Raw genomic sequence first — 26,484 nt, 5'->3', positions numbered from 1 at the left:
ATTAACACCCAAAAACATGAAACACATTTTATTTCTATTTACAAAAATGCTGCTAAACCGGGGCCTCGGTTTATGTATCATTTGGATGATGATGGGCACGATCTCTGCCCAGGCTTTTGAGACGGTCAAAAGCATAGAGGAGGTAGTGATCAAATTAGGTATCAAAGAAGGCAAACTAAAAGATATTTTAGTTGCAATAGAGGAGAAGACCGACTATAGTTTTTTTTATACCGACAAAAATCTCTTGGATGATGAACCGGTACAATTATCCATCAGCAGGGGAAGCGTAGCGGAAATCCTGAAAGAGCTCGCCATACTTAAAAACCTGCACTTCAAACAGGTCAATAATTCCATCAGTGTGAGGGCATTATCAAGCAGCCCGTCGGATGGCGCGGTTGAAATAACGGTGGATGAGGCTGATATAGAAGTCAGCGGTAAAGTGACCACACAGGATGGGGAGCCTATACCTGGTGTTGCGGTGTCAGTAGCCGGGACCACGGTGGGAACCATTACGGACATAGACGGCAATTACGCCCTTGTGGTTCCCGAAGACGCCACATTGGTGATTTCCTATATTGGCTATGCCACCCAAAGAATACAGGTAGGGTCCCGTACCGTGATCAATATTACCATGGCCGAAGACATTGCTGCTTTGGAAGAAGTGGTGGTGACTGCGCTGGGTATCGAAAGGGAAGCCAAGAGCTTGGGATATGCTACTTCAAGTGTGGCCTCTGAGGAAATGACCATCAACCGTACCCCAAACTTTATGAATGCCCTGCAAGGGAAGGTCGCAGGGGTAAATATCAGCAGCTTGGGTACAGGCCCTGCAGGAACCAGCAAAATAAGAATCAGGGGGCAGTCCTCTTTTGGAGGGCAAAACCAACCCCTGATTGTCATCAACGGCGTACCGGTAGACAATACCAATTTCGGTGCAAATCCGGGTAACAGAGGTTCCGATGCCGCCAACACCGATAGGGGAAGGACCCGGGTATCCGATGGCGGTGACGGATTGACCAGTATCAATCCCGATGATATAGAATCCATGACGGTATTGAGGGGAGCTGCTGCATCCGCATTATACGGCGCAAGGGCCAAGGACGGTGTCATCATGATCACCACCAAGCAAAGAGCAAAGGGCACAGGTATAGGCGTTGAATTTAACTCAAATTTTACCACAGATACGCCCATGGATTTTACCGACTGGCAGTATGAATACGGACAAGGGGAAAACGGTATCAGACCCACTTCTGCCAATCCTACCTCGGGGGTATGGAGCTTCGGTGAAAGGTTCCAGCCTGGCATGACCCAGGTATTGTTCGATGGGGTTGAGATCCCCTATGTACCTCAGCCCAGCCACGTCAAAACTTTTTACAACACAGGCCACACCTTCACCAATACTGTCACCGTGTCGTCAGGAGGAGAGTTTGGTGGGTTTAGCCTGTCCGTATCCAACCTGGATAATAAAAGCATTGTCCCCAATTCAGATTATGACAGGAAGACAATCAATCTGGGCTTTACGCAGGAAATCGCCAAAAAGCTCGTGGTTTCAGGCAACGTAAACTATTCATTGGAAAACATCAAAAACCCGCCTCAAATCGCCGAGCAGGACATGAGTACGCCCACGACATTGAACACTTTGGCCAACTCCATGCCCTTGTGGTTAATGCGTGAAAAAATGGCCGATGCCAATGGTGATGAGTTTGTGTTTTCCCGTTTTAGAAACAGGACCAACCCCTATTGGGCCACCTATGAACGTTTCGACAACGTCAGAAGAGACAGGGTATTTGGAAACATCACAGCCAGATACAATGTCACGGACTGGTTGTTTGTACAAGGGAGAGTAGGACAGGATTTTTACGCCAGGGATCAGGAATACAACTTCCCGACTGGTACGGCTTCTCTTCCCAATGCCCCTGAAGGATTTGTAAATGGTGAGTATGTGCAGGATAATAGGAGATTCAGGGAGGTAAATGCCGACTTCCTCATAGGTGCCAATCAGAAATTTGGGGATGTAGGCGTCAATCTTACCTTGGGCGGAAACCAGATGTACAGAAGAATGGACCGAAACAATGTATTGGTGAATGACTTTATCGTCAGGGATCTGTATACGGTGATGAATGGCAGGATCAAGGATCCCATTTATGAAATATCCGAGCGTCAGGTAAACTCACTTTATGGGATGATGGAGCTCTCTTATAGAGATTACCTTTTCCTCAATGGAACGGTCAGAAACGATTGGTTTTCCACATTGGCGCCTCAAAACCGCAGTATTCTCTACCCCGCGGTCACGGGTAGCTTTGTTTTTTCCCAACCTTGGGAAAACTTTCCTGAATGGATTTCCTTTGGTAAAATCCGGGCAGGCTATGCTGAAGTGGGCAGTGATACAGATGTAAGCCCTTATGCGGATAACCTTTTTTACCGTGTTGAAAACAACCAGTTTCCCAACCCTGCGGGACAAATGCAGCCAGTCGGTGTCATCAATACAGCTACGGTTCCCAATGCCAATTTGAGGCCCATGAGGGTGGCAGAATGGGAAACCGGATTGGAATTGAAGTTTCTTGACAACCGCATTGGATTGGATTTGACTTATTACAACAAACTTACCTCTGACCAGATACTTGGTGCGCAGGTGTCGGATGCCTCAGGATATACCAATCAATTGATCAATGTAGGTGAAAGCAGAAACAAAGGCGTGGAAATGCTGCTGACTGCCGTTCCGGTCCAAACCGCCGATTTCATGTGGGAAACCAGTATCAATGCCGCCTATAACCATACCGAAACCTTAAAACTGGGTTTGACCGAAGGAGACAGTGTGATAACCGTCGGAGCCGCAATATTCGGTGGGGAACTGCGGCAGGTAGTGGGCATGCCGATGGGCCAGATATATGGCTTCGGTTACCTGAGGGATCCCCAGGGCAACAAGGTCTTTGATGCCAATAACGGCCGGCCATTGAGAACGCCGCTTCAGATTCCCTTTGGGTCGGCCATTCCTGTATGGGTAGGGGGTTTTATGAATACCTTCCATTACAAGGCTTTTAGTCTTTCCGCCCTGATTGATTTTAAACTGGGCCATAAAATGCTGTCGGGCACCAATTTCAATGCCTGGAGACATGGCTTGCATAAGGGAACCCTGGTAGGCAGGGAAGAAGGTGTGGTTATAGGAGAAGGTGTGAAAATCGTAAGTGAAGAAAGGAATGACGAAGGGCAGGTGATCAATAGGGTTTATGCACCCAACGATGTTCCTTCCGAAACCCAGACTTTCTATGAAACCGTAAGATCGGCCAATATGGTGGAAGAGTTTATCTACAACGCCGGTTTCTGGAACCTGCGGCAGGTGACCGTTGGCTATGATTTTACCAACCACCTGCCTGAAAACCTCTTTATCAAAGGCCTGAGGTTAAATGTGGTCGGCAATAATGTCCTGGTACTCAAAAAATGGGTACCCAATATCCATCCCGAGCAGTTTGGTTTTACTTCCGACAACTTGATGGGATTGGAAGCACATGGTCTGCCCATTACGAGGAGCATTGGTTTTAACCTGAATTTCAGATTCTAGTCATGAAAAAGTCAACAAAAAAAATCGCCCTCAAAACCCCCCATCTTATGAAAAGGATAATTCAATATATATGCTTGAGCCTGGTCCTGCTTGTCCCCATGACAAGCTGTGACAACGGGTTTGATGAAATGAATGTCAACCCGGTTCAGCCCACAGATTTGGATCCGATATACCTGATGAACAGGTCCGTATTGTACTCCACCCCTTCAAGTACTTCCCTTACCTACGAGATAGCCATTGTTCAACAGATCGTTTCTCCCAACGGAGGTGTATTGGCCGGCGGTAACTTCAACCAGATCAACAGGCCCTGGGCCGTTGGAACTTGGGAAAAGTATTACCGGAACGTGTTAAAACATACTACGGACGTTAAGAGGATGACGGCAGATGATGAGGACCGTTCCAATCTATATAACATGGCCCGGATTCTCCATAGTCTGGCTACTATGATCCTTACCGATACCTTTGGTGATATACCTTATTCTGAAGCAGGATTAGGTTTTATTGAGGGGAAAATTGATCCTGCTTATGACCGACAGGAAGATATTTATCTGGATGTACTCAATGAGTTGGAACAAGCCACGGCAGCTCTAAATGCAGGCAGGAGGGTAGAAAACGGAGACATCTTTTATGGCGGCGACATAGACAAATGGAAGAAGCTTGGATATTCCCTTATGCTACGGGCGGCCATGAGGCATACCAAGGTTAACCCTACAAGAGCCAGGGATTGGGCAGAAAAAGCGATAGCCGGCGGGGTGATGACTTCTAACGAGGATAATTTAAAAATTCAGCATGATTTTAATTATGCCAACGAAATAGGGAACACCCTCAACGCTACTGAAGCCAACAACTATTATTTGGCAGAGCCCTTCGAAAAGTTTTTGAGCGAGAGGGAAGACCCCAGACTGGCATCCATCGCTGTGAGGTTCATCGGAGCCGGCAGCGGGCCTGATCAAAACAGTGCCTTGGCCGGAAATCCTCCTTCGGGGGTAACCCTGTCCAGGAATCCGGCAGATCAGATGGGAATGCCCATGGGCTATGATAACCAAACAATAGGCGGTGTGGTAGCCCAAAGAGGTTTAAGGAGCTTCTATGAGTTTTCGCAGGTGGACAGAACCAGAATGGTAGCCCGGGATGCTCCTATATTCCATGTGACCTTTGCACAGACATCTTTCTTGTTGGCGGAAGCGGTGTTGAGAGGATGGACCAATGGTGATGCGGCGGCATTGTACGCGCAGGGCATCAGAGCGAATATGGAGCAGTACGCCGACTATGGCTCAAATACAGCCATTTCAACTGCTGCCATTGATACTTATATCCAAAATAACCCATTGGATACGGAAAATGCCATGGAACAACTAGGTGAGCAATATTGGGTGGCCTCCTTTTTGAATGGCTATGAAGCTTTTGCCAATTTCAGAAGAACCGGTTATCCCGCTTTGGCGCCGAACCCTTATCCGGGGAAGGATATAAGCGGAGATTTCATCAGAAGAATTTCTTATCCAGATACGGAGTTCGCCGTAAACAATGAAAATATCCAGGCTGCCCTTAGCAGGCAAGGACCTGACGACCTGGATACCCGGGTTTGGTGGGACGTAGCCGAGTAATAAATTTCAAGTGGATAACGGGGGTGGGTGCGGCATCTGCACCCGCCTTTCAGTTATCTTAAAATAATTCCCAATCAATGTTAAAATACAGTTAATAATGAAAGACAGATTATTAGGAAAATTACTGTTTGCGGTTTGTTTGTGTGCTCTTTTAACGGATATAAAAGGGCAGCAAATTTCTAAGGAAGAAATGCTTTTTTTGACGCCGGAATGGAAAGGGGAGCGGTATGAAGATGGCAGACCCAAAGTTCCGGATGACATACTGATAAGAATGAAGGAGGTGACGCACGAGGAGGCATGGGCCGTCATGAGAAATGCCGGCTATAAATATCAATATGCCGAGGGCTGGATGACCATTAATCCGGACAGTGTTTTGGTGGGACGGGCGGTAACCGCCACATTCATGCCCGGCCGGCCGGATATACACGATGCCATAGACAAAAGAGGCAAAGCGGAAGGAAAACGTGGGCAGAATTCATGGCCTGTAGATGTACTGGTCCCCGGGGATGTGTACGTCGCTGACCAGTTTGGGGCTCACTTGGGAGGACCGACCATCGGCGATAACGTGGGAAATGCGATCTACGCAAGATCCGGAAACGGGATCGTGTACGACGGGGCATTGCGGGATATCGTGGGATTAAAAGAAATCGGCGGGTTTACTTCATTTTACACCAGTTACCATCCGTCCCATCATAATCAACAGGGTGATCTCAATACCATGCTGATCGGCATCAACAAGCCGACAAAGATTCGCCAGGTAACCGTTATGGCCGGTGATGTGGTTTTAGGCAGAGACGGGGCAGTATCTTTTATTCCGCCCCATTTGGCAGAACAAGTCGTGATTACTTCAGAAATCGTAAGGCTCAGAGATATGTTTGGTCATCAACGGCTAAGGGAAGGGGTGTATACAGCCGGCCAAATCGACACACGCTGGTCAGATGAGATCGAAAAGGATTTTTCCCAATGGCTCAACGACCACATTGATGAATTACCGGTGCCCAGGGAACAAATCCAGGAAATACTTAAAAACAGAACCTGGTAATGCCTGAAAACCTATCTGCTATGAATTACCACAATTCCCCATGTTTTTTTCAAAAAGAGGTTTGGTTTCCGGTTTTTAAGCCTGTACCTGCTGCTAAAAGCTGCCTGCGGTGTGTTTTCGTAATACCCATCTAATCTTTAATCATTCCGATCATCTTAAACCCAATAATAATGAGTAAACAGACAAACAGAAGATCTTTTATTAGAAACTCCGCCCTATTAGGCTTAGGCGGTACGGCTTTTTTGGCCAACTATGGAACAGGCCTGGCCGCCGCCGTGGAAAAAATGCCTCAGGCATCCAATCCTTCTGATTTGAAAATCACGGACGTAAAATGTGGCTATGTGAGAGGAGCTTTATATGTGAAAATATATACCAACCAGGATGTCTGGGGTTGTGGGGAGGCGGTGGATGCGATCCACGGCACCTACCACCTGGTACAGCGTCTGGGAAACCAGATCAAAGGACAAAGCCCACTCAATCCCAATCGGTTGGCGGAGCAATTGAGAAAAGGGGCCTTTTTTGCCGGTGCCCAATCCGGGGTGTTTGTGGCGGTTTTGACCGCCATTGAAACGGCCTTATGGGACTTGACCGGTAAAGTATACGGCGTGCCTGTATATCAGCTTTTGGGGGGTAAATTCCGGGACAGAATCCGGGTGTATTGTGACACAGCCCTTTATACCGCTACCGACCCCAAACCGAGCGATTATGCTGAAGCGGCCAGAGGAGCGGTCGACAGAGGATATAACGCGGTAAAATTCGATGTGGATGACGGCAGGGATCCCAATAAATACGACAGATTCAATTGGACGGCCAGCCCGGCCGAAATCGACCGGATGTACAATGCCATTGCCGCGGTAAGGGAGGAAGTCGGGCCCCATATTGATATTTGTGTGGATATGCATGGAAGGTATGATGCTGTGACGGGTCTGAAAATGGCCAAATTGTATGAGCCGCTCAACCTGATGTGGCTGGAAGAGCCCATTCCTGCAGATAACCCCGATGCCTATAAATTCATTACCCAACAGACCACCACGCCCATTTGCACCGGGGAAAATATCTACTTGACATATGGTTTCACCAGGCTTCTGAATGATGGGGCGGTAGATATTATCATGCCGGACCTCCAAAAGGCCGGCGGGCTTGGAGAAGGGCAGCGCATCGCTAACCTTTCCAATCTGTATTATGTGCCTTTCAGCCCGCACATGGTCGCTTCCTTTTTAGGCGCAATGGCCTCATGCCATGTATGCGCTTCCGTTCCTAATTTTCAGATCATGGAATGGCAGATTTATATGGATACGGATCCCATGTGGCAGGAAATTGTCACTTACGACGGCCCCCGAACCGAAAACAGTTTCATCACACTTTCAGAAAAGCCGGGCATTGGAGTCGAAATCAATGAGGAAGGCATGAGAAAATACGCGGTAAAAGATGTACCCTTTTTCGAATGACCCAGACACCATGTAAACAAAAAAAATCATGAAAAAATACAATAACCCAAAATTCGATCAGCTGTTTGAGCTTCCCAAAACCAGCAGCGTAAATTCGGTCAATAAGAGACATGACTGCGACACGGAGAAAATGCCTCCCAGAAGGGAGTTCCTTCAGAAAGCGGGGTTGGGCGGCCTGGCATTAGGGGCATTTATGTTCCAGCCCATCGAAGAAACGTTGGCCCATTCCACTCAAAAAGTAAACCGCCATTCCAGCCCTTCCGAACTTAAGATCACCGACCTGAGGATTGCCGAAGTGGCGGGGGCACCCATGCGGTGCCCGATCATCCGGATTGATACCAACCAGGGGATCTATGGACTGGGAGAGGTAAGAGACGGTGCAAGTGCAAAATATGCTTTGGTATTGAAAAGCAGGCTTTTGGGAGAAAATCCCTGCCAAATCGAACGGCTGTTCAAGCGGATAAAGCTTTTTGGGAACCACGCCAGACAGGCCGGCGGCGTATGCGCGGTGGAAATGGCCTTATGGGATCTTGCCGGTAAAGCCTATAACGTGCCCATTTACCAGATGTTGGGAGGAAAGTACCGGGATGCCATCCGACTGTACTCAGATACCACCCAGTCCAATGACCCTGAAGTATTTGCCACCAGGATGAAAGAGCGGATGGATATGGGGTATACGTTTTTGAAGATGGATTTTGGCGTACAAATGGTCAGGAACAACGAGGGCTCTGTGGTCAATACCAGGGCATTTGAAAAAGGGAGGGATTGGAGCTCCGAATACGGGAGCTATGCCAGGACCGCCCATCCTTTCACCGGTGTCCAGCTTACAGACAAGGGGGTAAAAGAAATGGTCCAGTACGTAGCCGCCGTGAGGGAGAAAATCGGTTATGATGTCCCCTTGGCAGCAGACCATTTCGGCCATTTCGATTATAAAGAATGCATCAGACTGGGCGAAGCATTGGAACCCTACAGGCTGGCCTGGCTGGAAGACATGGTGCCTTGGTTTTATACCGAAAAGTGGAAGCAGATCACCGATGCCATTAAAACCCCTACGCTTACAGGCGAGGACATTTTTCTCAAGGAAGAATTCATCAAATTGGTTGACGCGAGGGCAGTGGATATGATTCAGCCGGACCTGGCTTCCTCCGGGGGGATACTGGAAACCAAAAAAATCGGGGACTATGCGGAGGAAAAGGGCATTCCGATGGCCATGCATTTTGCAGGCACCCCCGTTTCCTTCATGGCCAACATCCATTGTGCGGCTGCAACGGAAAATTTTATTGCTTTGGAACACCATTCCGTGGATATTCCCTGGTGGGAAGATATGGTCAGCAACATTCCCAAACCCTTGGTAAAAAACGGATTTGCCATGGTACCTGAAGGTCCCGGCTTGGGTGTGGAACTGAACGAGGAGGTGATCAAGCAGCACCTTGTGGAAGGCACCGACTATTTTGCGCCCACCGAAGAATGGGATACAGACCGGTCCAATGACCGGTGGTGGAGCTGAACAGGTGCAGATATCGGGTAAATCCGCCGGGCAACCATTCCTATAATTTTGATTTGAATTGGGTTGTTTTCTAACGTTCTTTTCCACAAATTCAACACTGAAAAAAATAAAACTATTTAAACCTACAATGATGAAAAAAGTCACTTTTGTGTGTTTTGCATTGATTGTCGTTTTCTTGTTTGAAAGTTCGGCACAACAAATATCACCAACCCCTGATCAGATAAAGGCCCTCACCTCAGAATGGGAAGGAGAACGTTTTCCCGATGGAAGGCCCAAGGTGCCGGATGCACTGCTGGAGCGCCTGAAGGCGATATCCATGGAGGAAGCATGGGGCATATTGCGCAACAGAGGATACCACAATCAGTTTGAAAATGACTGGATCATTCTCAGGGACGATGAAGTGATGACAGGGAGGGCGGTTACCGCCCAGTATATGCCTTTGCGTCCGGATGTCAATGATCTGGTGAGGAAAATAGGCAAAGAAGAAGGAAGGGCACAGGCTGGAGGAACCAACTCCTGGCCCATAGATGGCCTTGTCGAAGGAGATGTATATGTGGCTGATAGCTATGGTAAAATCGTTGACGGAACCCTTATCGGTGACAATCTGGGAAATGCCATTCAAACCAACTCAAAAAGGGGCGTGATTTTTAACGGTTCTGTCAGGGATATGGCCGGGTTGATGGCCATTGACGGTTTCAACGGATGGATAAAAGGGCATGATCCCTCTTACATCCAACAGATGATGCTTACTACCATCAACTACCCCATTAGAATGGGCCGGGCCACTGTGCTTCCCGGGGATGCTGTATTGGCCAATAAATGGGGGGTGATATTCGTTCCATCGCACTTATTGGCTGATCTTGTCATCAACGCAGAATTTATCATGCTTCGTGACCAGTTTGGCCATCAGAGACTGAGGGAGCAGAAGTACACAGCAGGTCAGATAGACAGTCAGTGGAGTGATGAGATCAAGAAGGACTTTTTGAACTGGCTGAATGAGAAACAAGACCTCCCTATGAGCAGGGAAGAACTTGATGATTTCCTCAAAGAGCGGAATTGGTAATCAACCTAAAAACCCCTTCTGCGCAATCAGGGCGGAAGGGGTTTTTAAATGAAGGATTCCTGGGATTGAATACAGTTCTATTTGTTTAAATCAAAGTCAAAAAACAAGGACTGGCATGGCCTCTCTATTTTAAGAGGGGACGAGTATCCGCTGTTTGTTTTGAAGAAAAGAAAATTTAAAAAATATTTTAAACCAATAAACCTATGAAGGAAAATATTAGACAAATCATAGCTAAATTTAAAGAAGAAGACAGACTTGCTGCAAAGGCGAGAGAAGAGGAAGCAAAGAGCCCTGTTACCAAAAATGAAAGAAGGAGTTTTCTGAAAAAGACAGCTTTGGGCGGCCTGAGCCTTGGGGCGATGATGTATGCCTCCATTGAAGACACCGTGGCTGAGACCACTTCCAAAGTGAACAGGTATTCCAACCCCTCTGATCTGAAGATTACGGACATGAGGGTGGCCGTGCTGAGAAATGTGGGAAGGACACCGATCATCCGTATAGATACCAATCAGGGCATCTATGGATTGGGAGAGGTTAGGGACGGAGCGGATGAACGCTATGCCTTGATGCTAAAAAGCCGAATTCTTGGCCTGAACCCCTGCAATGTAGAACAACTTTGGAAAATCATCAACCAATTTGGAGGCCATGGCCGTTTGGGCGGTGGTGTATGCGCGGTTGAAATGGCGCTTTGGGACCTTTGTGGCAAAGCCTACGGCGTTCCAGCATGGCAGCTTTTGGGAGGAAGGTACAGGGATAAAGTGAGGCTTTATGCCGATACCCCCGGTTTCGATGATCCGGCTGAGTTTGCCAAGGTGATGAGGGAAAGGACGGTAGACCAGGGTTTTACCTGGTTGAAAATGGATCTGGGAATACATGTGGTGGCAGATGAGAAAGACAGTCTGGTAAACAGTCAGTTCTGGGGAGGAGCAAAAGGCCAGTATGATACCAGGGATTACATGAGCTATGGCAGCACGCTGCATCCATTTACCCAGGTGCAGATCACGGATAAGGGTCTGGAGGGACTTTCTCAGTATGTGGAATCGGTGAGGAACGCGGTGGGTTATGAAATTCCCCTATGTGCAGACCATTTTGGGCATTTTGATGTGAATAACTCGATCCGGTTTGCCCGGGCTATGGAGAAATACCGGTTGGCGTGGTTAGAAGATATGGTACCATGGTTTTATACCGACCAGTGGAGGACAGTATCAGATGCTGTAGAAACGCCTACCTGTACAGGAGAGGATATTTATATGTTGAAGGGCTTTAAGCCGCTTATAGACGCCAGGGCGGTGGATATCGTCCATCCGGACCTGGGAACTTCGGGAGGACTTTTGGAAACCAAAAAAATCGGGGACTATGCTGAGGAACACGGTGTGGCCATGGCCATGCACATGGCAGGTTCCCCGGTATGCTTTATGGCGAATGTGCACTGTGCTGCTGCCACTCAAAATTTTCTGGCTTTGGAACACCACTCCGTAGACACCCCTTGGTGGGAAGATCTGGTGAAAATGACGGGATCCCAGCCCATGGTGGACAAAGGCTTTGCCAATGTTCCCCTTGACGCGCCGGGACTGGGCATAGAGCTGAACGACGATGTGATGAAAGAGCACTTGCATCCCGAGGCACCCGGTTATTTCGAACCAACTCCTGACTGGGACAGAAGACGGTCCTGGGACAGGACCTGGAGCTGATTTGCTTAAACGCTGCGAGCGGGGCAATTAAAGTTATGGTTTAACGTGTAGACCATGCCTTTGCTTATGTGCCGTTTGCCTGTTAACGAATCAGGGATTTTCTTCTGAAGATCCCTGATTGTTTTTTGATACTCATTCTCAATTTGCTTAAATTGACTGCCAAGTCAGTCCCCATAAAACCCAAATAATCATGAAAAATACATTGAAATCCTTAACTGCATGTCTGCTGATTGCCCTCTTTCTTGTTTCTGCTTCCTTTACAACACTCAAAGAGTCCGTTGACCCGGGAGATCAGGATAAGGTGGTGAACCGGTATCTGTATGTGGCTGTTCCTGGGATACGGAATTACCTGGGATATGGCGGTCACGGACTTCTGGTGTTTGACATGGACAACGACCATAAATTTGTGAAAAGGATCAAAACAAAAGGATATATGGCCAACGGCAAACCCTCCAATGTAAAAGGCATTGCTGTGAGTCTTCCGCTGAACAGTTTGTACATCAGTACTTTGGAAGGTCTCCAAAGAATCGATCTCGAAACAGAAGAACTGGTTTGGGAGAGAGCCTTTCAGGGAGGGGCGGACAGGATGTCCATTTCACCGGATGGCAAGATCATGTATTTGCCCTCACTGGAGAAGGATTTTTGGAATGTCGTGGATTGCGAGACCGGAGAACTGATCAAAACCATAGATGTGGTACAAAGGGCACATAATACCGTATATGGGCCTTCCGGTGATTTTGTTTATATGGGTGATATCGCTTCTCCCTTACTGCATGTCGCCGAAACCAAAAGCCACACCATTGCCAAAAAAATAGGGCCTTTTTCCAATGGCATAAGACCTTTTACCATCAACAGCAGTGAAACCCTGGCTTTTATCAACGTGGATGACTTGTTGGGGTTTGAAGTAGGGGATTTGAGAACCGGTGAGGTGATCGCACAGATCAAGGTGGAAGGATGGGACAAGGGACCGGTGAGGAGGCATGGCAACCCAAGTCATGGGGTAGCCCTAAGCCCGGACGAAAAAGAAGTATGGCTCTGTGATGGCCATAATATGCGCATGCATGTCTTTAGCGCGGATCCTCCCTATCAACAACTGACTACCATCCCGTTACAGGACATGCCCGGCTGGGTTACTTTTAGTCTGGACGGAAAATACGTTTATCCCTCCAGCGGTGAAGTAATTGATGCGGAAACACGCACTATTCTCCTTACGCTAAAGGACGAATTCCATAATTATGTAGCCAGTGAGAAGATGATTGAAGTGCATATGAACGGGGGCAAAGCGGTAAAAGCAGGTGACCAGTTTGGGATAGGGAGAAAATAAGTATTGTTACACCATATTTAAACCAGATGCCGAAAGATCCCAAACCCCTTCAAACTTTCTCATCCGAAAACGAACATATCATCACCAGACGAAACTTCATTCAAAGCAGTTATGCCTTGGTGGGTGGAATGATGCTTTATTCCCCTTATGCGATAGCATCGGACCCGCAAAGAGTGGTGGCTCAGGACAGAGACCACCAGTGGTTCCACCAACCTCTGCGCATCATGCATACGGTTTTGAGGGAAACAGATGCCAGCGACTACGATGCCCGGGTGGTTGTGGATTATGTGCTTCAATCCGGCGCCAATGCCTTGTGTGTCAATGCGGGGGGAATTGTGGATTTTTGGCAAAACCCTTTTTCAGCAGGTAACATCAATCCCTTTATGGGGAAAAGGGATATTTTGGCTGAAATAAGTGCTGCATGTAAAGACAAAGGTATTCGTCTGCTGGGCAGGGTGGACTTCAGAGGTGTTTTACCGGAAGTTTATGAAAAGCATCCGGATTGGTTTGCCAAGAATCACGATCAGCGCCCCATGATGATGACATATACCAGGCCGCACCTGCACATGGCCTGTTATTCAGGGGAATACAGAAATGACTATGCCAATAAATACATCGCGCAGGTAATACAGGATTACGGATTGGACGGTATATGGCATAACAGCCCGGGCTTTGACAACATATGCTATTGTATCCACTGCCAAACAGGTTATAAAGAATATAATGGACAAAACCTCCCGCTGCTCAATGAAAGCAGCCACGAGGAATTGGACATGTATATGGGGTGGAAGCGGCAGGAAGCGGACCGCTATATGGACCGCATCAAGAAAACCATCAAATCGTTTGGCGAGGATAAAGTCTATACGGCTGAAGTGTTCAGCATGTATGAAGTGGGCAGAAGGGTAAACAACGGCATTGACCTTAAAAATGCTTTCGACCACTTCGATATTTTGGTCAGTGTGGCCTTCCTGACCGAAAACACAGAACATATCCATTATGAAGATTTTAATTATGCCAATTCCATCATCAAGTTCCTTAAATCCGCGGCGCCCGAAAGGGAGGCGGTCGTGATGTACGGAGGAAATGGAACCTCACACAGACTGGTGATCGAACCCTCTTTGGATGTCAAAGTTTGGCTGTGGGAAATATTGTCTATGGGGGGAAGGTTTTGGAACTGTTACTTCACCAATGTGCCCCCTGTCGCCTATGATACCCGGAATGCATTTGTGGAAAGCGATGCTAACCATTTTGTTAAGGAACATGAGGAAATCCTGGCTCAGCACGCGCCTGTGGCCAAGATAGGTATATATTATTCCAGGTCCACACGCCTGCATTACAGAAACGATTTGGTCGAAGGAGACCGTTTCGGAGAGGCCATCCGGGGTATGGAGACGGTTTTGATCGAAAATCACATACCCCATGATTTTATTCTGGACGAGCAGGTCAACGCTGAAAAATTAAAGAAATACACGTTGATATTGCTGCCCAATGTCCAATGCATGTCTGATTTGGAAATAAGCTTGATAAAAGAATATGTTAGAAAGGGAGGAAAAATCATAGCCACATATGAATCCAGCATGTATGATCAGGAGGGTAGGGGCAGAGAAGATTTTGGGTTGTCGGAGGTTTTTGGGGTAAATTATAAAGGTGAAAAATGGAATACCCGAAGAGACACTTACCAATTTATCCGAAACAAAGACCATCCACTGGTCATCGATGAGGCCGGACGCACACAACTGCTGCATCTGGCAGGATATACCCTGAAAACCAGGGCTAAACCGGAAAGCGGGACCCTATGCGTCTTGGTACCCACGGTCCATAACCAGCCGCCGGACAAGGCTTGGGTGGAGGAACTTTCCAGCGATTTTCCTACCATCGTGCATAACCGGTTCGGACAGGGCGAGTCCATCTATTTCGCCTATCAACCGGATGTGATTGCGCAGCAAATGGGCCATCCCGACGCCAGGAGCCTCCTCTTCCGTGCTGTCCTGGAACTGGCCGGCAGTGCAACCATGGTGGAAACAAACGCGCCTTCATCCGTCCACATTGGCTTGACAGCATCCCTTTTGAACAAAGGTCAGTATGTCTTATCTCTGGTCAACACATCGGGTGGAAAGCGGCCGTTGAGGGAACTTCTTCCCGTAAGGGATATTGAGGTCAAGCTGGATCTGGGGAAGGCCACATTAAAAAAAAGCCGTGTTCTAAAAAGCCAGGGAGAGCTACAGATCCGTGCAGAAGGCAACCACGTGGTATTGGAAATTGAAAAATTGGAGGATTTTGCTGCTGTTTTTCTTGAAACATGAGACTATGAAAATGAACATGATCAGCTTAGCATGTCTGGCTGCATTTGCGATGATCCAAACAAGCGCGTGGGGGCAGCTAAGACTTGTCTATGACACAAAGAATGCACCTGTAAATTATGCAGTGGACCTGTTGCGGGGACAGTTGGCATCCGTGGATGAAACCCTCATTGTCAATCATGCTGAGTCTTTAGATCAGGATGCGGATATAGCCATTTTATTGAAAGGAGAAGAATCGGCTCCCGAAGAAAAGCTTTCCCCTTTTCATATGATCCAAAAGGAAGGATACAGGTACAAATGGGAGAATGGGAACAGCACTTTGCTTATCTTGGCCAATGATCCTGTCGGTGCGATGTACGGCGTGTTGGACCTTGCGGAACACATAGAAAACTCAGGCACCTATGTTGGTGTGGAGGAAAAGACTTTTCAGCCAAGCCTGGAATACCGCATCATCAAGTTTAATCTTCCCTGGTCTCCTTACCGCGACAATGAAGCCACCCGGATACATACCCATACCTGCCGGGATTTAGGCTTTTGGGAGGAATTTCTGGACATGATGGTGGAGAACAGGCTGAATGTGCTCTCTTTATGGAACAACCACCCTTTTCCTTACATGATAAGAGCCGTTAATTTTCCGCAGGCCACTCCTTTCGATGAAAAAGAAATGTTGGAATGGCAGCAGTTTTGGCGGCAACTTTTCCGGATGGCCAAAGACAGAGGGGTACAAACTTTTATCGTTAATTGGAATATTGTGGTTTCGCCGGAGTTTGTGGATGCTTATGGCGGTACCGAATACAATGATCTTTCTGACCAGGTCAAACAGTATATCCGGGAATCGGTTACCCAAATGATCAATGAATATCCTGACCTTACCGGTATAGGAGTCACTTTGGCTGACTGGATGGGCACATTTGATGAAAAGATGACACCCCAGGAAAGAGAGGATTGGATAGCCGACACTTTTGTGGAAGGCATGAAAGCGGCCGACCGCAAGGTCAAATTTCTCCACCGTTCCGTATTGGCCGGTGATCCCATGGCCATGCGCCACCTGTTGGACCAGACCGAATTGGAAGAACCTGCTTTGGTAGAAATAAAGTTTAACTGGTCTCATGGCCATTCCACTCCCAAGTTGTCCATTACACATGATTATCATTCCGGAGAACTAGACGAAAGGTTTTGGAAGCCATTCCCGGAAAATTACCGCATCCAGTGGATGGTGAGAAATGAAGATTTTTTTATCCTCCGGTGGGGTGATCCGAATTTTATACGCAACCACATTAAGGAAAACCTTCATGAATATGTAAACGGTTATTTTATAGGCTCTGAGGGCTATATTCCTGCGTTAGACTACTCCCATGTTCCTTCACCGGATAAGACTTGGCAATATGGTTTTGAAAAACAGTGGATGTTCTATAAGACCTGGGGCAGGCTTTTGTATGACCAAGCCACTTCCGACAGGTACTTTGAAACGATCTTGGAGAAAAAGTATGGAGAAGGAGTGGGGATTCCGATGCTGAAGGCCTACAAGCTGGCCAGCAAGATGCCGTTACGTATGGCTTCTTTTTACCGGTCTACCTGGGATTATACATTATATTCAGAAGGCTTTATCGCGGCGGAGCCCTCCTCAAGAGACCGTTATTTTGACAGGTCTTCACCCTTTATTTCCATTCTTGAATGGATGGATCATCAAACGCTTGATCCGGATTGGATATCCATTGGCGATTATGTTAGGGGGCAAGGGGAAACAGAAAAAGAGGCTGATGGAAAGATAAACCCCTCGCAGTTGGCAGACCTATCCGAACAAGACAGCAGAGAGGCATTAAGGATAACGGAGAACCTGGTCAAATTTGAAAATGAATATTCGGGGGCTTTCAAATCGGAACTGATGGATTTGGCCACCTGGTCCTATCTGGGACTGTACCTGGCTGATAAAATCCGTGCCGGCGTGGCATTGGAAAATTACCGGTACACCGGTGATCCCGCAGATAAGGAAAAGGCGGTCGTTTATCTGGAGAAGTGCCTGGAACACTGGGATCAGGTAATACATTTGACCAAAGACCGGTATAAACCCGTCCCTCATGTAAGTACAGAGCATTACGGAGACGAATATATTTCCTTTTCATGGGAGGCGTTAAGGCCTCAGGTGGAAAGGGATATCCATCTGGCCAGGACATTTGAAAAATAAATTCATTAAATTGAAAACTCATATTTGAACCTATAATCTTTTTAATTCACTGCATTAACTATGAGCGAAAGCAAAATAATCATTAGAGATAACCTCAAAGAAAGCTACCAGGATGTATATACCCCTGAAGTATTGGCTGCATTGGAAGTCATGGCGGATTTAAACATAGAAGTGAAACACCTGATGGATGTCAGAATGAGGAGGAGGTTGGAAAGAAGGGAAAAGCAAAAACGTATAGGTTTTCTTGACCCTGAAACATTCATCCCGGGTACTCAAATCAAAGTTAAAGATGCCAGGGAGGGGAATTTTGAAGGAGCAGTGATACCGGAGGATCTAAAGCGGCAATGGATACAGGGGACAGGCCCGGGCGCCAAACCTAATGCGCCCCTGGAAAACAGTATAAGAAATGTAGCTTATGCCTTGTTGTCCGGTGCCGATGGCTGGATGTTTGACGGGGAGGATGCGCTTGGACAGATAGGGACCATGTCGCTGGATAACCAGCGTAACCTCAAGCTGGCGATAAATCGTTCACCGGTATTCCTGAAAGTCGCGGAAGAAGTGGCGGCGCAAATGAACAGCTGGTCACAAAGTTTTTTTGGAGAGGGGAAAATCAAAGACTGGAGATCCCAGCTTGATTTTACCACCAAGATTTTCAGGGCCAGGGGCCTTCACCTAGATGACAGGCACATCCGGGAAAGCAACGGCAATTCATTTTCGGCCTCCATCGCTGATTTGACCTTGTATGTTACCAATAACCATCAAGCACTGGCTGCTGCCGGTGCTTCAGTTGTACTTTATCTGCCAAAAATACAGACCGCAGAAGAAGCTGCCCTCTGGAACAAAATGATCACGACATTGGAGCAGCACCTTGGTTTGCAAGAAGGTACGGTGAAAGTATACGTTCTGGTAGAGCAGCTGGAAGCCACGTATCAGTTAATGGAAATCCGTGCCGCTCTGGGCCGGCATTTTGTCGGGTTCAATACCGGAAGGTGGGATTATATCAACAGCGTCTCGGATGCGATGGCCTGGGATATGGATTTTGTCAATCCCAATATTGAATCTATAGGAATGACTTATGGATACATGCGGAATTATGAAGATAGGGTAAGAAGAGCTGTCAACACGCCGGATATCAATGGGAATTTCGCCCTTTGGCAGGGAGGGATGGAACCCAATATCCCGGTGGGGTCAGAAGAAGGGGTGGATTCCAGCATGAAGAAAGCGGTTGCGGGTGCGGAAAGAGAGCAGAAGGAAGGAGCAAGCGGCAAATGGGTCGCCCATTGGAAGATGGTCCACATTGTCCGGCCGGTGTGGGAGCGTGTCGGAGAGGCCAACCAGACGGGCCGTAAGTTTCCCCTGCTTACCTATACCCAGGAAGATGCCGACGGCCTGATCCTTTTGGAAGAGGCACCGCGGACCATACGCGGTGCCAGGAACCTCATCAGCGTGGCGCTTCAGTATGGAAATGCCTTTGGTCAGGGAATGCAGGCTGCGGCCCTTAAGCCGGCCGATTTCTTTGGAGACGACGATGTTTTATACTTGATGGAGGATATGGCCACGGGGGAGATCCGTTTAAGTATTCTTTGGGAATGGGTGCATAAAGCAGCTGTGTTGACGGAAGACGATATGGCGGCAGGTATCAAAAAGGGGAATGTTTTTAGTTTAACCTTATTTAACAAATTACTTGAAGAGGAATATGGTAAATTACTGAAATCCAGTAATAAAGATGTTTATGATTCTTCCAAAACCACAACCCTCCCTATTGCCAAAGCCATAGCCGAAGTATACGTTACTGAACCCACAAAGGCCCCTTGGTTCATTGACTTATTGAACATTAATTTAGACAATATGGATTTAGGAAAAGCAAAGGAAAGAATCGGGTTATACCTAAGGACGCTAAAGGAAAGAAACCAACGGATTACTGAAAACCTGGATTTTCAGGTCACTTCCTAAAAAGAAGTCTCAGCCCAAAATAGTCTCTTCATGTCAATCGATCTGTTGTTTTTTCTCGCTTTCTTTCCCATACTTCTTGCTGGAGTGATGCTGGTAGGTTTCAGGATTTCGGCCAGGGTAACCATGCCCATTACTTTTGTGGTTACTTCGCTGATTGCCTATTTTTTCTGGGGCCTTTCATGGGTGCATGTTTTGGCTTCTGGTATCCAGAGTTTCTTCATCACTTTTGATATTTTATATATCGTTTTTGCGGCCATTCTTTTGTTGAATTTCTTGAAACATTCCGGTGGAGTAAGTGCCATCCGAAAAGGTTTTCAGGGGATCAGCCCGGATAGGCGTGTACAGGTAATCATCATCGTATGGCTGTTTGGGTCTTTTATAGAGGGGGCTGCCGGTTTTGGCACGCCTGCGGCCATAGTGGCGCCGCTGTTGGTAGCCTTAGGCTTTCCGGCTATGGCTGCGGTCATATTGGGGATGATGGTGCAGAGTACTGCGGTTACTTTTGGAGCTGTGGGCACTCCCATCCTGGTAGGAGTGAGGGGTGGCCTCCAAAACCCGGACCTTGATTCCAGACTGGATTATTTGGGTTTGGATTTTATGGACCTTTTGGAAACAGTTACCGCTCATGCTGCCCTGACCCATGCTGTTGTAGGTACGTTGATGCCGTTTTTTATGGTTTTAATGCTGTGCCGCTTTTTTGGCAAAAACAAGTCCTGGAAAGAAGGGCTGGAGATTTTTCCTTTTGCCCTATTTGGAGGACTTGCTTTCACGGTACCCTATGCCTTGACCGGTTTTTTGCTGGGACCGGAGTTTCCGTCTTTGCTGGGATCTTTGGTGGGCTTGAGTCTGGTGGTTTCTGCTGCGAAAAGAGGTTTTCTGCTTCCCAAGCAGACATGGGAAATGCAGGATCCTGATGAATGGCCCCAAGAATGGCTCGGCACACTTGAAATATCCCATGAAGAAAACGGCGCCAAGCCTGTAGGATTGTGGAAGGCGTGGTTCCCTTATTTTTTGCTGGCCATCTTATTGGTGATGAGCAGGCTGCCCCAGCTGCCTTTCCGGAGTTTCCTTACAGGGATTTCTGTCAGTTATGAAGGTATCTTAGGGACGGGGATTGCCGCAAACAGTACACCTTTTTATCTTCCGGGATCCATACTTTTGGTGGTATGTGTGGTTACTTATTTTTTACATGGTATGAACAGACAACAGGCGGGAAAAGCACTGGGGGAAAGCGGCAGGATGATTCTCAGTGCTGGATCGGTCTTGCTTTTTGCGGTGGCCATGGTACGGGTATATATCAATTCCGGAGAAAATCTTCTGGACCTTGCCGCCATGCCCATCGTTATGGCCGAATGGGTCGCTTTAAAAGTAGGGCAGGTGTACCCTTTGTTCGCCCCAATGATCGGTGCGCTGGGTGCATTTATTGCGGGTAGTAATACCGTGAGTAACCTGATGTTCAGCCTTTTTCAGTTTGGTGTGGCCGAAAACCTGTCTATGTCCACCACCTGGATATTGGCTTTGCAGGCGGTTGGCGCCGCAGCCGGGAACATGATTGCGATCCACAATGTCGTGGCTGCTTCCGCCACAGTAGGGCTTTTGGGAAGGGAAGGAAGTGTATTGAGAAGGACCATCTTTCCTACTATTTATTATTTGTTGTTTACAGGATTGATCGGATTGTTGCTTGTTTTGGGTATCGGGGTGACGGATTACCTTTCTTAATGTTTTGTCCGTGGTAAAATCCATTTATCATGTAATAACATGATATTTCAAATTATCATTTTATTTAGTGATATATTAGGATATCAACTTAAAAGATGATATATTGGGCATATGATAGCTGTGATTACCGGAGATATTGTTCAGTCCCAGAAACTCCCGCCCGATCGGTGGTTGGAAAGCTTGAAAAATGTGTTGGCCAAATGGGGCACACAACCTGCCGACTGGGAAATTTATAGGGGGGATAGTTTCCAGCTTAAGGTGAATGATCCAAGAATGGCCTTAAAGGTGGCCCTGCATATCAAGGCTGCAATAAAGAAAATACCCCCTTTGGATGTTCGCATGGCCATAGGCATAGGAGAACCTGCCTACATCGCCCCCCGGATCAGTGAGTCCAATGGAGGGGCTTTTGTCCGCTCGGGAGAGACCTTTGAACGGTTGGAAAAAATGGGCCAGCACCTGCTTATTGGAAGTCCCTGGCCGGAATTTGACCGCCAAATCAACCTGATGCTCAAATTGGCGCTTACCATCATGGACCATTGGACGGCAAAATCCGCAAAGACGGTGAGTTTGGTATTTGAAAACCCAGGCCTCTCACAGACGGCTTTGGGTGAACTGGAAGGCATCAATCAAAACACCATAAGTACGAGATTGAAACGGTCGCAACTCGAAGTCATAGAGGAATTAATGGATTTTTACACCGAAAAGCTAAATGCATTATTATGATATTGTTTATCAAACTGCTTCTGGCACATTTTATAGGAGATTTTTTCCTTCAACCCGGTTCTTGGGTAGAAGTCAAGGAAAAAAGGAAAATAAAAGCTTACCAACTTTATATCCATGCGCTTCTTCACGGAATGTTAGTTATGCTTTTGGTATGGGATATTCAATATTGGCCATGGGCGCTGTTTTTAGCGGTAAGCCACTGGTGCATAGATGTCGTCAAACTTTATTCGCAGAACGAAAACACCAAAAGGCTGTGGTTTTTCCTGGATCAATTTGCCCATGTGGTAATTATTTTACTTCTGGTTCATTTTTCCGGAGTAGATGTTCTTGTTTATTGGAAAAGCTGGGGAGAAGCAGAGTGGCTGACATTTACGGCCATTGTTTTTTTAACCATACCGGCTTCCATCGTCATCAAAACCATCATTTCAAAATGGGACCCCCTTCCGCATGACGATGGCACTTCATCTTTACAGGAAGCAGGTAAATACATAGGCATCCTGGAAAGATTATTTGTTTTCGTATTTATTGTCAGTGGAAGGTGGGAAGCCATAGGTTTTTTAGTGGCAGCAAAATCTGTATTCCGCTTCGGAGACCTGAGGCAATCCAAAGACCGTAAACTGACCGAATATATCCTGATTGGAACCTTATTGAGTTTTGGCTTGGCAATACTGACCGGCATGGTATTTCTGGCTTGGCGGTAAGCGGCCCAATGGGTATAGACACCTTGGTTTTCTAAGTTATAAAACATCCAGGATTTTGCATGTTTGGCCGACAGCCGCTATCTACCCATGGTAAGTCTCGTTTGTGCCGAATGGGTCGGAGTTTCCTGAAGCTGGATGCTGAAAGTACCATCCTCGTGGACGTTTCGATCAATGGCGACTGTGATTTCATGCCTTCCCTGGGTTAAATCAGCGGTTGCGTGATGATCCCCGAGTTGGAGTTGTTGTTGCCCTGACCATGCTGTTATACCCTCGTTAAAATTAAAAGCCAGCTGTACATTGCCCTGCCTGAGCACTTCAATTTCAAACCGGATCACACTGATTTGTTGCCCGTCACCGATCTTCATGATGGGGAGTTCTTCCAGCGGCAGGTCACCGGCTACTTTGCTGTAGAACGGCAAAAGGTTGAGTTTTGTATCAGGATCAACCATATGTGCTAAACCCCTTTCCCGAAGTTTGGAGATCAGCGCCTCATTTCCTGAAACAGCCCTCCAGCGTCTCACATACCTTTCATGGGGTACACGAAAGGTCCCCGAACTCCCCAGTTTGGACAAGTAACCCACCAGGTTTATGAACTCCTCCCTGTCAAGACTGGCTGTCAATCCCGGAGGCATCAGTGAACCGGGCACATTTTCATGGGTGTCGATTTGGGATTTGGCAATCGTCTCTTCCATACCGCCCACATTCCTTACGACAATTTCAGACGCTCCGTCATTGACCAAATAACCCATCACTACAGACCCGTCTTTCAGCGTGATTTTCTGAAGTTCATAACCTTCCTTGATGGATTCCGCAGGGTTTACCAGGGAGCGGATAATATCGTCGATGGGCGAACTGGTGCCAAGGCTGCTGAGGTCGGGGCCGATCAGTCCGCCCGCTCCGCCAATGGCGTGGCAGTTTTGGCACATCAGCGAGTTTTTCCTGTAAATTGCCTCCCCGAGTTCAGGATCCGCGTTGTTTTTAACTTCCTGGACCAAAGCGTATACCTGGGATTCGTTTAATTGTTGAGGCATGCGTTCCGGCGGCAATATCCCACCCGATGCTTCAAGCTCTTTCTTAAGCTGACTTACATCGGTATCGTTTTGACGGTACCAGGGCAAATGCTGCTGCATGGCTTGTCTTCCGGTTTTGGCCATGTCTACGGGAATCTTATGATGGGAAAGCTTACCTGTCAAAGCGGCGACGCCTTCTTTGCTGGCTAAAAAAGCGGCGAATAATTCTGTGGCATCCTCCTGACCCAGGGCATCGCCCAATAGGTTTATGGCAATGTCAGCGGCTTTATGGGCATCCTGGTTGACCAATTGGGAAGTGGCCAGGACCCGCAGCTCAGGAGACTGGTTGGGTTTTGTCATTTCTTCCAGCAGTTGATGGCTTTGGGTGTCAGTCATCATCGCCAATGCCGAAAGCGCCGCTTTTTTTCTGTTCCTTTCCCCATCTTGGGCAATGGAGACCAACCGCATGTTCATTTCTGTTCTGTTCCATAATCCCGCGAGTCGGATAGCTGCCAGGGCTTCCCCTTCATCATCGCTTTCAATAAAGGCCATAATCCTGCCCAAACCACTGTCAGGCATGACCTTTCTTTGTCGTGAGGCTTGCACCAAGGCCATTAAGCGACCGGCCCTGTCCGCACCATTACCCTCCATGGCGATATTCAACAAGGTATTCAGATCCCCGGTTTTTCCATATTTTGAAATAGACCCAAGGACATCCTGGTGGTATTCCGCAGGCACCTCCCCAGCTTGGTATAATTTTACCAGCATGCTGATCGCTTCGGGATTGCTGACGGATTTTAGCGCATAGGAGACTTTCTTGTTGTCCCCAAAAAAATCCGGGTTGGCAAGCAGCTGTTCCAACCAGTAGGTTTCCAATTCTCTTACCGTTTGCCAAAGGGCAAAATCCAGAAATTCGTCGGTTGGGCGGTCCAAAACTGACAGCGCCATTCGGGCTGATTCGGCAGTACGGATTTTACCCAATGCCAGCACGGCCTCCATACGCACCCCCGGATGCTCATCTTTTACCATGTTGCTGAGCAATTCGGCGGAGTTGTCCAATCTATGGATCCAGCGATTGAGCACCCTGACCCCGGCAGCCCTCGCTTTTGGATTACGGGCCGACAGCAGCCTATTCAGCAATCCTTCTTCGACTTTATCCAGAGATTGGTATACCCACAAGGCTTCCAAAAGGTGGTGCTCGTATTCGATATCATTTTTATCCAGGGAATTTATCCATTGCTGAAGCTGTGGAATTACCTGGTCCCTGCTCTGGTTTTTCAGCAGTTGCTTTGCCTGTAACCGTGTCCAGTCTTCAGGTAGTTTCAGCGCGTCAAGCAACTCCCGTACGGTGGCCCCAGCCAGGTTCGGTATTTTTATCCGCTCGGCGTTTTTAGCGGCAATACGCCATATCCGTCCGTGCTGCTGGTCCCGTCTGGGATCGTGAAAATCCACTTCCCCATGTTGGATAATGGGATTGTACCAATCTGCCACATAAATGGCCCCATCGGGACCCATGGTAATATCTACCGGACGAAATGCGATATGGTCCGTCCATAATAAATCCTCCACTTGTTTGGACACAAAGCCGCTTCCCTGTTCTTCCAAAACAAACCGGTTGATCCGGTTGGCCCGAAAATCATTGGTAATCAGACTTCCTGACCATGAATCCGGCATATGCCTGCCCGACACAATATCCAGCCCACTGTGCTTTGGCTGACCCGGATTCAATCCCCGCAGAATTCTCTCCGCTCCGGGTGCTGTCATAAAGGTAGCTCCGGGGAAAGCATAATTGATACCTTCGTTTCCGGCACCATCGGTCAAAAATGACTGTCCCCACCGGTCAAATTGCAGACCCCAGGGATTGATCAATCCCTTCGCATAGACTTCAAGTTCAAGTGTTTTGGGCTGCAGCTGCCACACACCTCCTCCTTCCAGACGCCTGATGCCTCCCGGGGTTTCCACGTGGCTGTAGATATAAATAGACTGGTTAAAATACATCAAGCCATCCGGTCCCCAACGGAAGGTATGGATGAGATGATGGGTATCCCCAACCCCGAATCCTGTTAAAATCTGACGCCTCTGATCTGCTTTTCCATCTCCGTCCGTATCTCTTAGGTGGAGTATTTCGGTAGAGTTGGCCACATAAACCCCACCGTCGCCGGGCAGAATTCCCGTGGGTGTATTCAGCCCCTCGGCAAAAACAGTGGATTTGTCCGCTTTGCCATCACCGTTGGTGTCCTCCAATACATAGATTTTATCATTAGGTGTTTGTCCCGGCTTCAAGTGCGGGTAAACCGTACTGCTGACCACCCACAGCCGCCCTTGTTCATCCCAATTCATTTGAATCGGTTTCATCACCATGGGTTCCGCAGCAAATAGGGTTACCTCAAAGCCATCCGCTACGTTGAACATTTTCTGCTGGATCTGTGGATCAGGAGACGGGATGTCCCGGAGGTTATTCTGGGCACATATGACAGACGGTAAGAGCATAAAGGCAAGCAAGTACCCTTTCAAACCGGTGAAAAAGTTTCGCAGATTTTCAGATTTCATTATGATTGTCAGGAAGATGGTATGTAGGCTTGCCTGGCGGTGCGCATGTTCTTTCATGGGTTATTTGCCGTTAATTGGGACGGGAGTATTTTTTTCCTTTCACGCATC

General features: G+C 47.7%; 15 protein-coding genes. 14 read left to right on the top strand and 1 reads right to left on the bottom strand.

What is annotated here, in order from left to right:
• Positions 1-16 precede the first annotated feature (16 nt).
• The 14 genes from ACFPFU_RS21085 to ACFPFU_RS21020 all read left to right on the top strand — a co-directional run bounded on the left by ACFPFU_RS21085 (position 17) and on the right by ACFPFU_RS21020 (position 22,816).
• Positions 17-3,556: a SusC/RagA family TonB-linked outer membrane protein gene (locus ACFPFU_RS21085; RefSeq protein ID WP_377067846.1), complete on the top strand. Its 3,540-nt coding sequence runs from the start codon at positions 17-19 to the stop codon at positions 3,554-3,556.
• Between the two features lie 47 nt (positions 3,557-3,603).
• Positions 3,604-5,160 carry a SusD/RagB family nutrient-binding outer membrane lipoprotein gene (locus tag ACFPFU_RS21080; RefSeq protein ID WP_377067844.1) on the top strand — a complete coding sequence of 519 codons (1,557 nt, stop codon included), beginning with the start codon at positions 3,604-3,606 and terminating at the stop codon, positions 5,158-5,160.
• Positions 5,161-5,257: 97 nt separating this feature from the next.
• Positions 5,258-6,202, top strand: coding sequence for an RraA family protein (locus tag ACFPFU_RS21075; RefSeq protein ID WP_377067842.1), 945 nt, complete (start codon positions 5,258-5,260; stop codon positions 6,200-6,202).
• A gap of 170 nt (positions 6,203-6,372) precedes the next feature.
• Entirely contained in the window at positions 6,373-7,650 is a 1,278-nt protein-coding gene (locus tag ACFPFU_RS21070; RefSeq protein ID WP_377067840.1) for a mandelate racemase/muconate lactonizing enzyme family protein, read from the top strand.
• A gap of 28 nt (positions 7,651-7,678) precedes the next feature.
• Positions 7,679-9,157: a mandelate racemase/muconate lactonizing enzyme family protein gene (locus ACFPFU_RS21065; protein WP_377067838.1), complete on the top strand. Its 1,479-nt coding sequence runs from the start codon at positions 7,679-7,681 to the stop codon at positions 9,155-9,157.
• A 127-nt stretch (positions 9,158-9,284) separates the two neighbouring features.
• Positions 9,285-10,220, top strand: coding sequence for an RraA family protein (locus ACFPFU_RS21060; protein ID WP_377067836.1), 936 nt, complete (start codon positions 9,285-9,287; stop codon positions 10,218-10,220).
• A 203-nt stretch (positions 10,221-10,423) separates the two neighbouring features.
• Positions 10,424-11,911: a mandelate racemase/muconate lactonizing enzyme family protein gene (locus tag ACFPFU_RS21055; protein ID WP_377067834.1), complete on the top strand. Its 1,488-nt coding sequence runs from the start codon at positions 10,424-10,426 to the stop codon at positions 11,909-11,911.
• A gap of 190 nt (positions 11,912-12,101) precedes the next feature.
• Entirely contained in the window at positions 12,102-13,235 is a 1,134-nt protein-coding gene (locus tag ACFPFU_RS21050) for a hypothetical protein (protein ID WP_377067833.1), read from the top strand.
• A gap of 26 nt (positions 13,236-13,261) precedes the next feature.
• The gene (locus ACFPFU_RS21045) at positions 13,262-15,538 is read left to right on the top strand and encodes an alpha-amylase family protein (protein WP_377067832.1); all 2,277 of its coding nucleotides are present in this window, start codon (positions 13,262-13,264) and stop codon (positions 15,536-15,538) included.
• 4 nt (positions 15,539-15,542) lie between these two features.
• Positions 15,543-17,720, top strand: a complete 2,178-nt coding sequence (locus ACFPFU_RS21040; protein ID WP_377067830.1) for a hypothetical protein — start codon at positions 15,543-15,545, stop codon at positions 17,718-17,720.
• Between the two features lie 60 nt (positions 17,721-17,780).
• On the top strand, positions 17,781-19,673 hold the full coding sequence (locus ACFPFU_RS21035; protein ID WP_377067828.1) for a malate synthase: 1,893 nt from the start codon (positions 17,781-17,783) through the stop codon (positions 19,671-19,673).
• A 30-nt stretch (positions 19,674-19,703) separates the two neighbouring features.
• Positions 19,704-21,392, top strand: coding sequence for an L-lactate permease (locus ACFPFU_RS21030; protein WP_377067826.1), 1,689 nt, complete (start codon positions 19,704-19,706; stop codon positions 21,390-21,392).
• Positions 21,393-21,503: 111 nt separating this feature from the next.
• Positions 21,504-22,115 carry a hypothetical protein gene (locus ACFPFU_RS21025; RefSeq protein WP_377067824.1) on the top strand — a complete coding sequence of 204 codons (612 nt, stop codon included), beginning with the start codon at positions 21,504-21,506 and terminating at the stop codon, positions 22,113-22,115.
• On the top strand, positions 22,112-22,816 hold the full coding sequence (locus ACFPFU_RS21020) for a DUF3307 domain-containing protein (protein WP_377067822.1): 705 nt from the start codon (positions 22,112-22,114) through the stop codon (positions 22,814-22,816). Before ACFPFU_RS21025 ends, ACFPFU_RS21020 begins: the two co-directional genes overlap by 4 nt.
• A 77-nt stretch (positions 22,817-22,893) precedes the next feature.
• Here the strand turns inward: ACFPFU_RS21020 and ACFPFU_RS21015 are convergent, their stop codons facing one another.
• Positions 22,894-26,433, bottom strand: coding sequence for a PVC-type heme-binding CxxCH protein (locus ACFPFU_RS21015; RefSeq protein WP_377067820.1), 3,540 nt, complete (start codon positions 26,431-26,433; stop codon positions 22,894-22,896).
• Positions 26,434-26,484: the final 51 nt, after the last annotated feature.

It is taken from the genome of Negadavirga shengliensis (genome assembly GCF_042652345.1).
Lineage (GTDB): Bacteria > Bacteroidota > Bacteroidia > Cytophagales > Cyclobacteriaceae > Negadavirga > Negadavirga shengliensis.
Note: the sequence above shows the minus strand (reverse complement) of the source record. Positions and strands in the feature narration are given on the sequence as shown.

What these genes read in the sequence shown, in the direction of transcription:
- ACFPFU_RS21030 (WP_377067826.1), top strand. Translation starts at nt 19,704, where the DNA reads ATGTCAATCGATCTGTTGTTTTTTCTCGCTTTCTTTCCCATACTTCTT.
- ACFPFU_RS21040 (WP_377067830.1), top strand. Translation starts at nt 15,543, where the DNA reads ATGAAAATGAACATGATCAGCTTAGCATGTCTGGCTGCATTTGCGATG.
- ACFPFU_RS21075 (WP_377067842.1), top strand. Translation starts at nt 5,258, where the DNA reads ATGAAAGACAGATTATTAGGAAAATTACTGTTTGCGGTTTGTTTGTGT.
- ACFPFU_RS21065 (WP_377067838.1), top strand. Translation starts at nt 7,679, where the DNA reads ATGAAAAAATACAATAACCCAAAATTCGATCAGCTGTTTGAGCTTCCC.
- ACFPFU_RS21070 (WP_377067840.1), top strand. Translation starts at nt 6,373, where the DNA reads ATGAGTAAACAGACAAACAGAAGATCTTTTATTAGAAACTCCGCCCTA.
- ACFPFU_RS21050 (WP_377067833.1), top strand. Translation starts at nt 12,102, where the DNA reads ATGAAAAATACATTGAAATCCTTAACTGCATGTCTGCTGATTGCCCTC.
- ACFPFU_RS21055 (WP_377067834.1), top strand. Translation starts at nt 10,424, where the DNA reads ATGAAGGAAAATATTAGACAAATCATAGCTAAATTTAAAGAAGAAGAC.
- ACFPFU_RS21025 (WP_377067824.1), top strand. Translation starts at nt 21,504, where the DNA reads ATGATAGCTGTGATTACCGGAGATATTGTTCAGTCCCAGAAACTCCCG.
- ACFPFU_RS21085 (WP_377067846.1), top strand. Translation starts at nt 17, where the DNA reads ATGAAACACATTTTATTTCTATTTACAAAAATGCTGCTAAACCGGGGC.
- ACFPFU_RS21035 (WP_377067828.1), top strand. Translation starts at nt 17,781, where the DNA reads ATGAGCGAAAGCAAAATAATCATTAGAGATAACCTCAAAGAAAGCTAC.
- ACFPFU_RS21080 (WP_377067844.1), top strand. Translation starts at nt 3,604, where the DNA reads ATGAAAAGGATAATTCAATATATATGCTTGAGCCTGGTCCTGCTTGTC.
- ACFPFU_RS21060 (WP_377067836.1), top strand. Translation starts at nt 9,285, where the DNA reads ATGATGAAAAAAGTCACTTTTGTGTGTTTTGCATTGATTGTCGTTTTC.
- ACFPFU_RS21015 (WP_377067820.1), bottom strand. Translation starts at nt 26,433, where the DNA reads ATGAAAGAACATGCGCACCGCCAGGCAAGCCTACATACCATCTTCCTG.
- ACFPFU_RS21045 (WP_377067832.1), top strand. Translation starts at nt 13,262, where the DNA reads ATGCCGAAAGATCCCAAACCCCTTCAAACTTTCTCATCCGAAAACGAA.
- ACFPFU_RS21020 (WP_377067822.1), top strand. Translation starts at nt 22,112, where the DNA reads ATGATATTGTTTATCAAACTGCTTCTGGCACATTTTATAGGAGATTTT.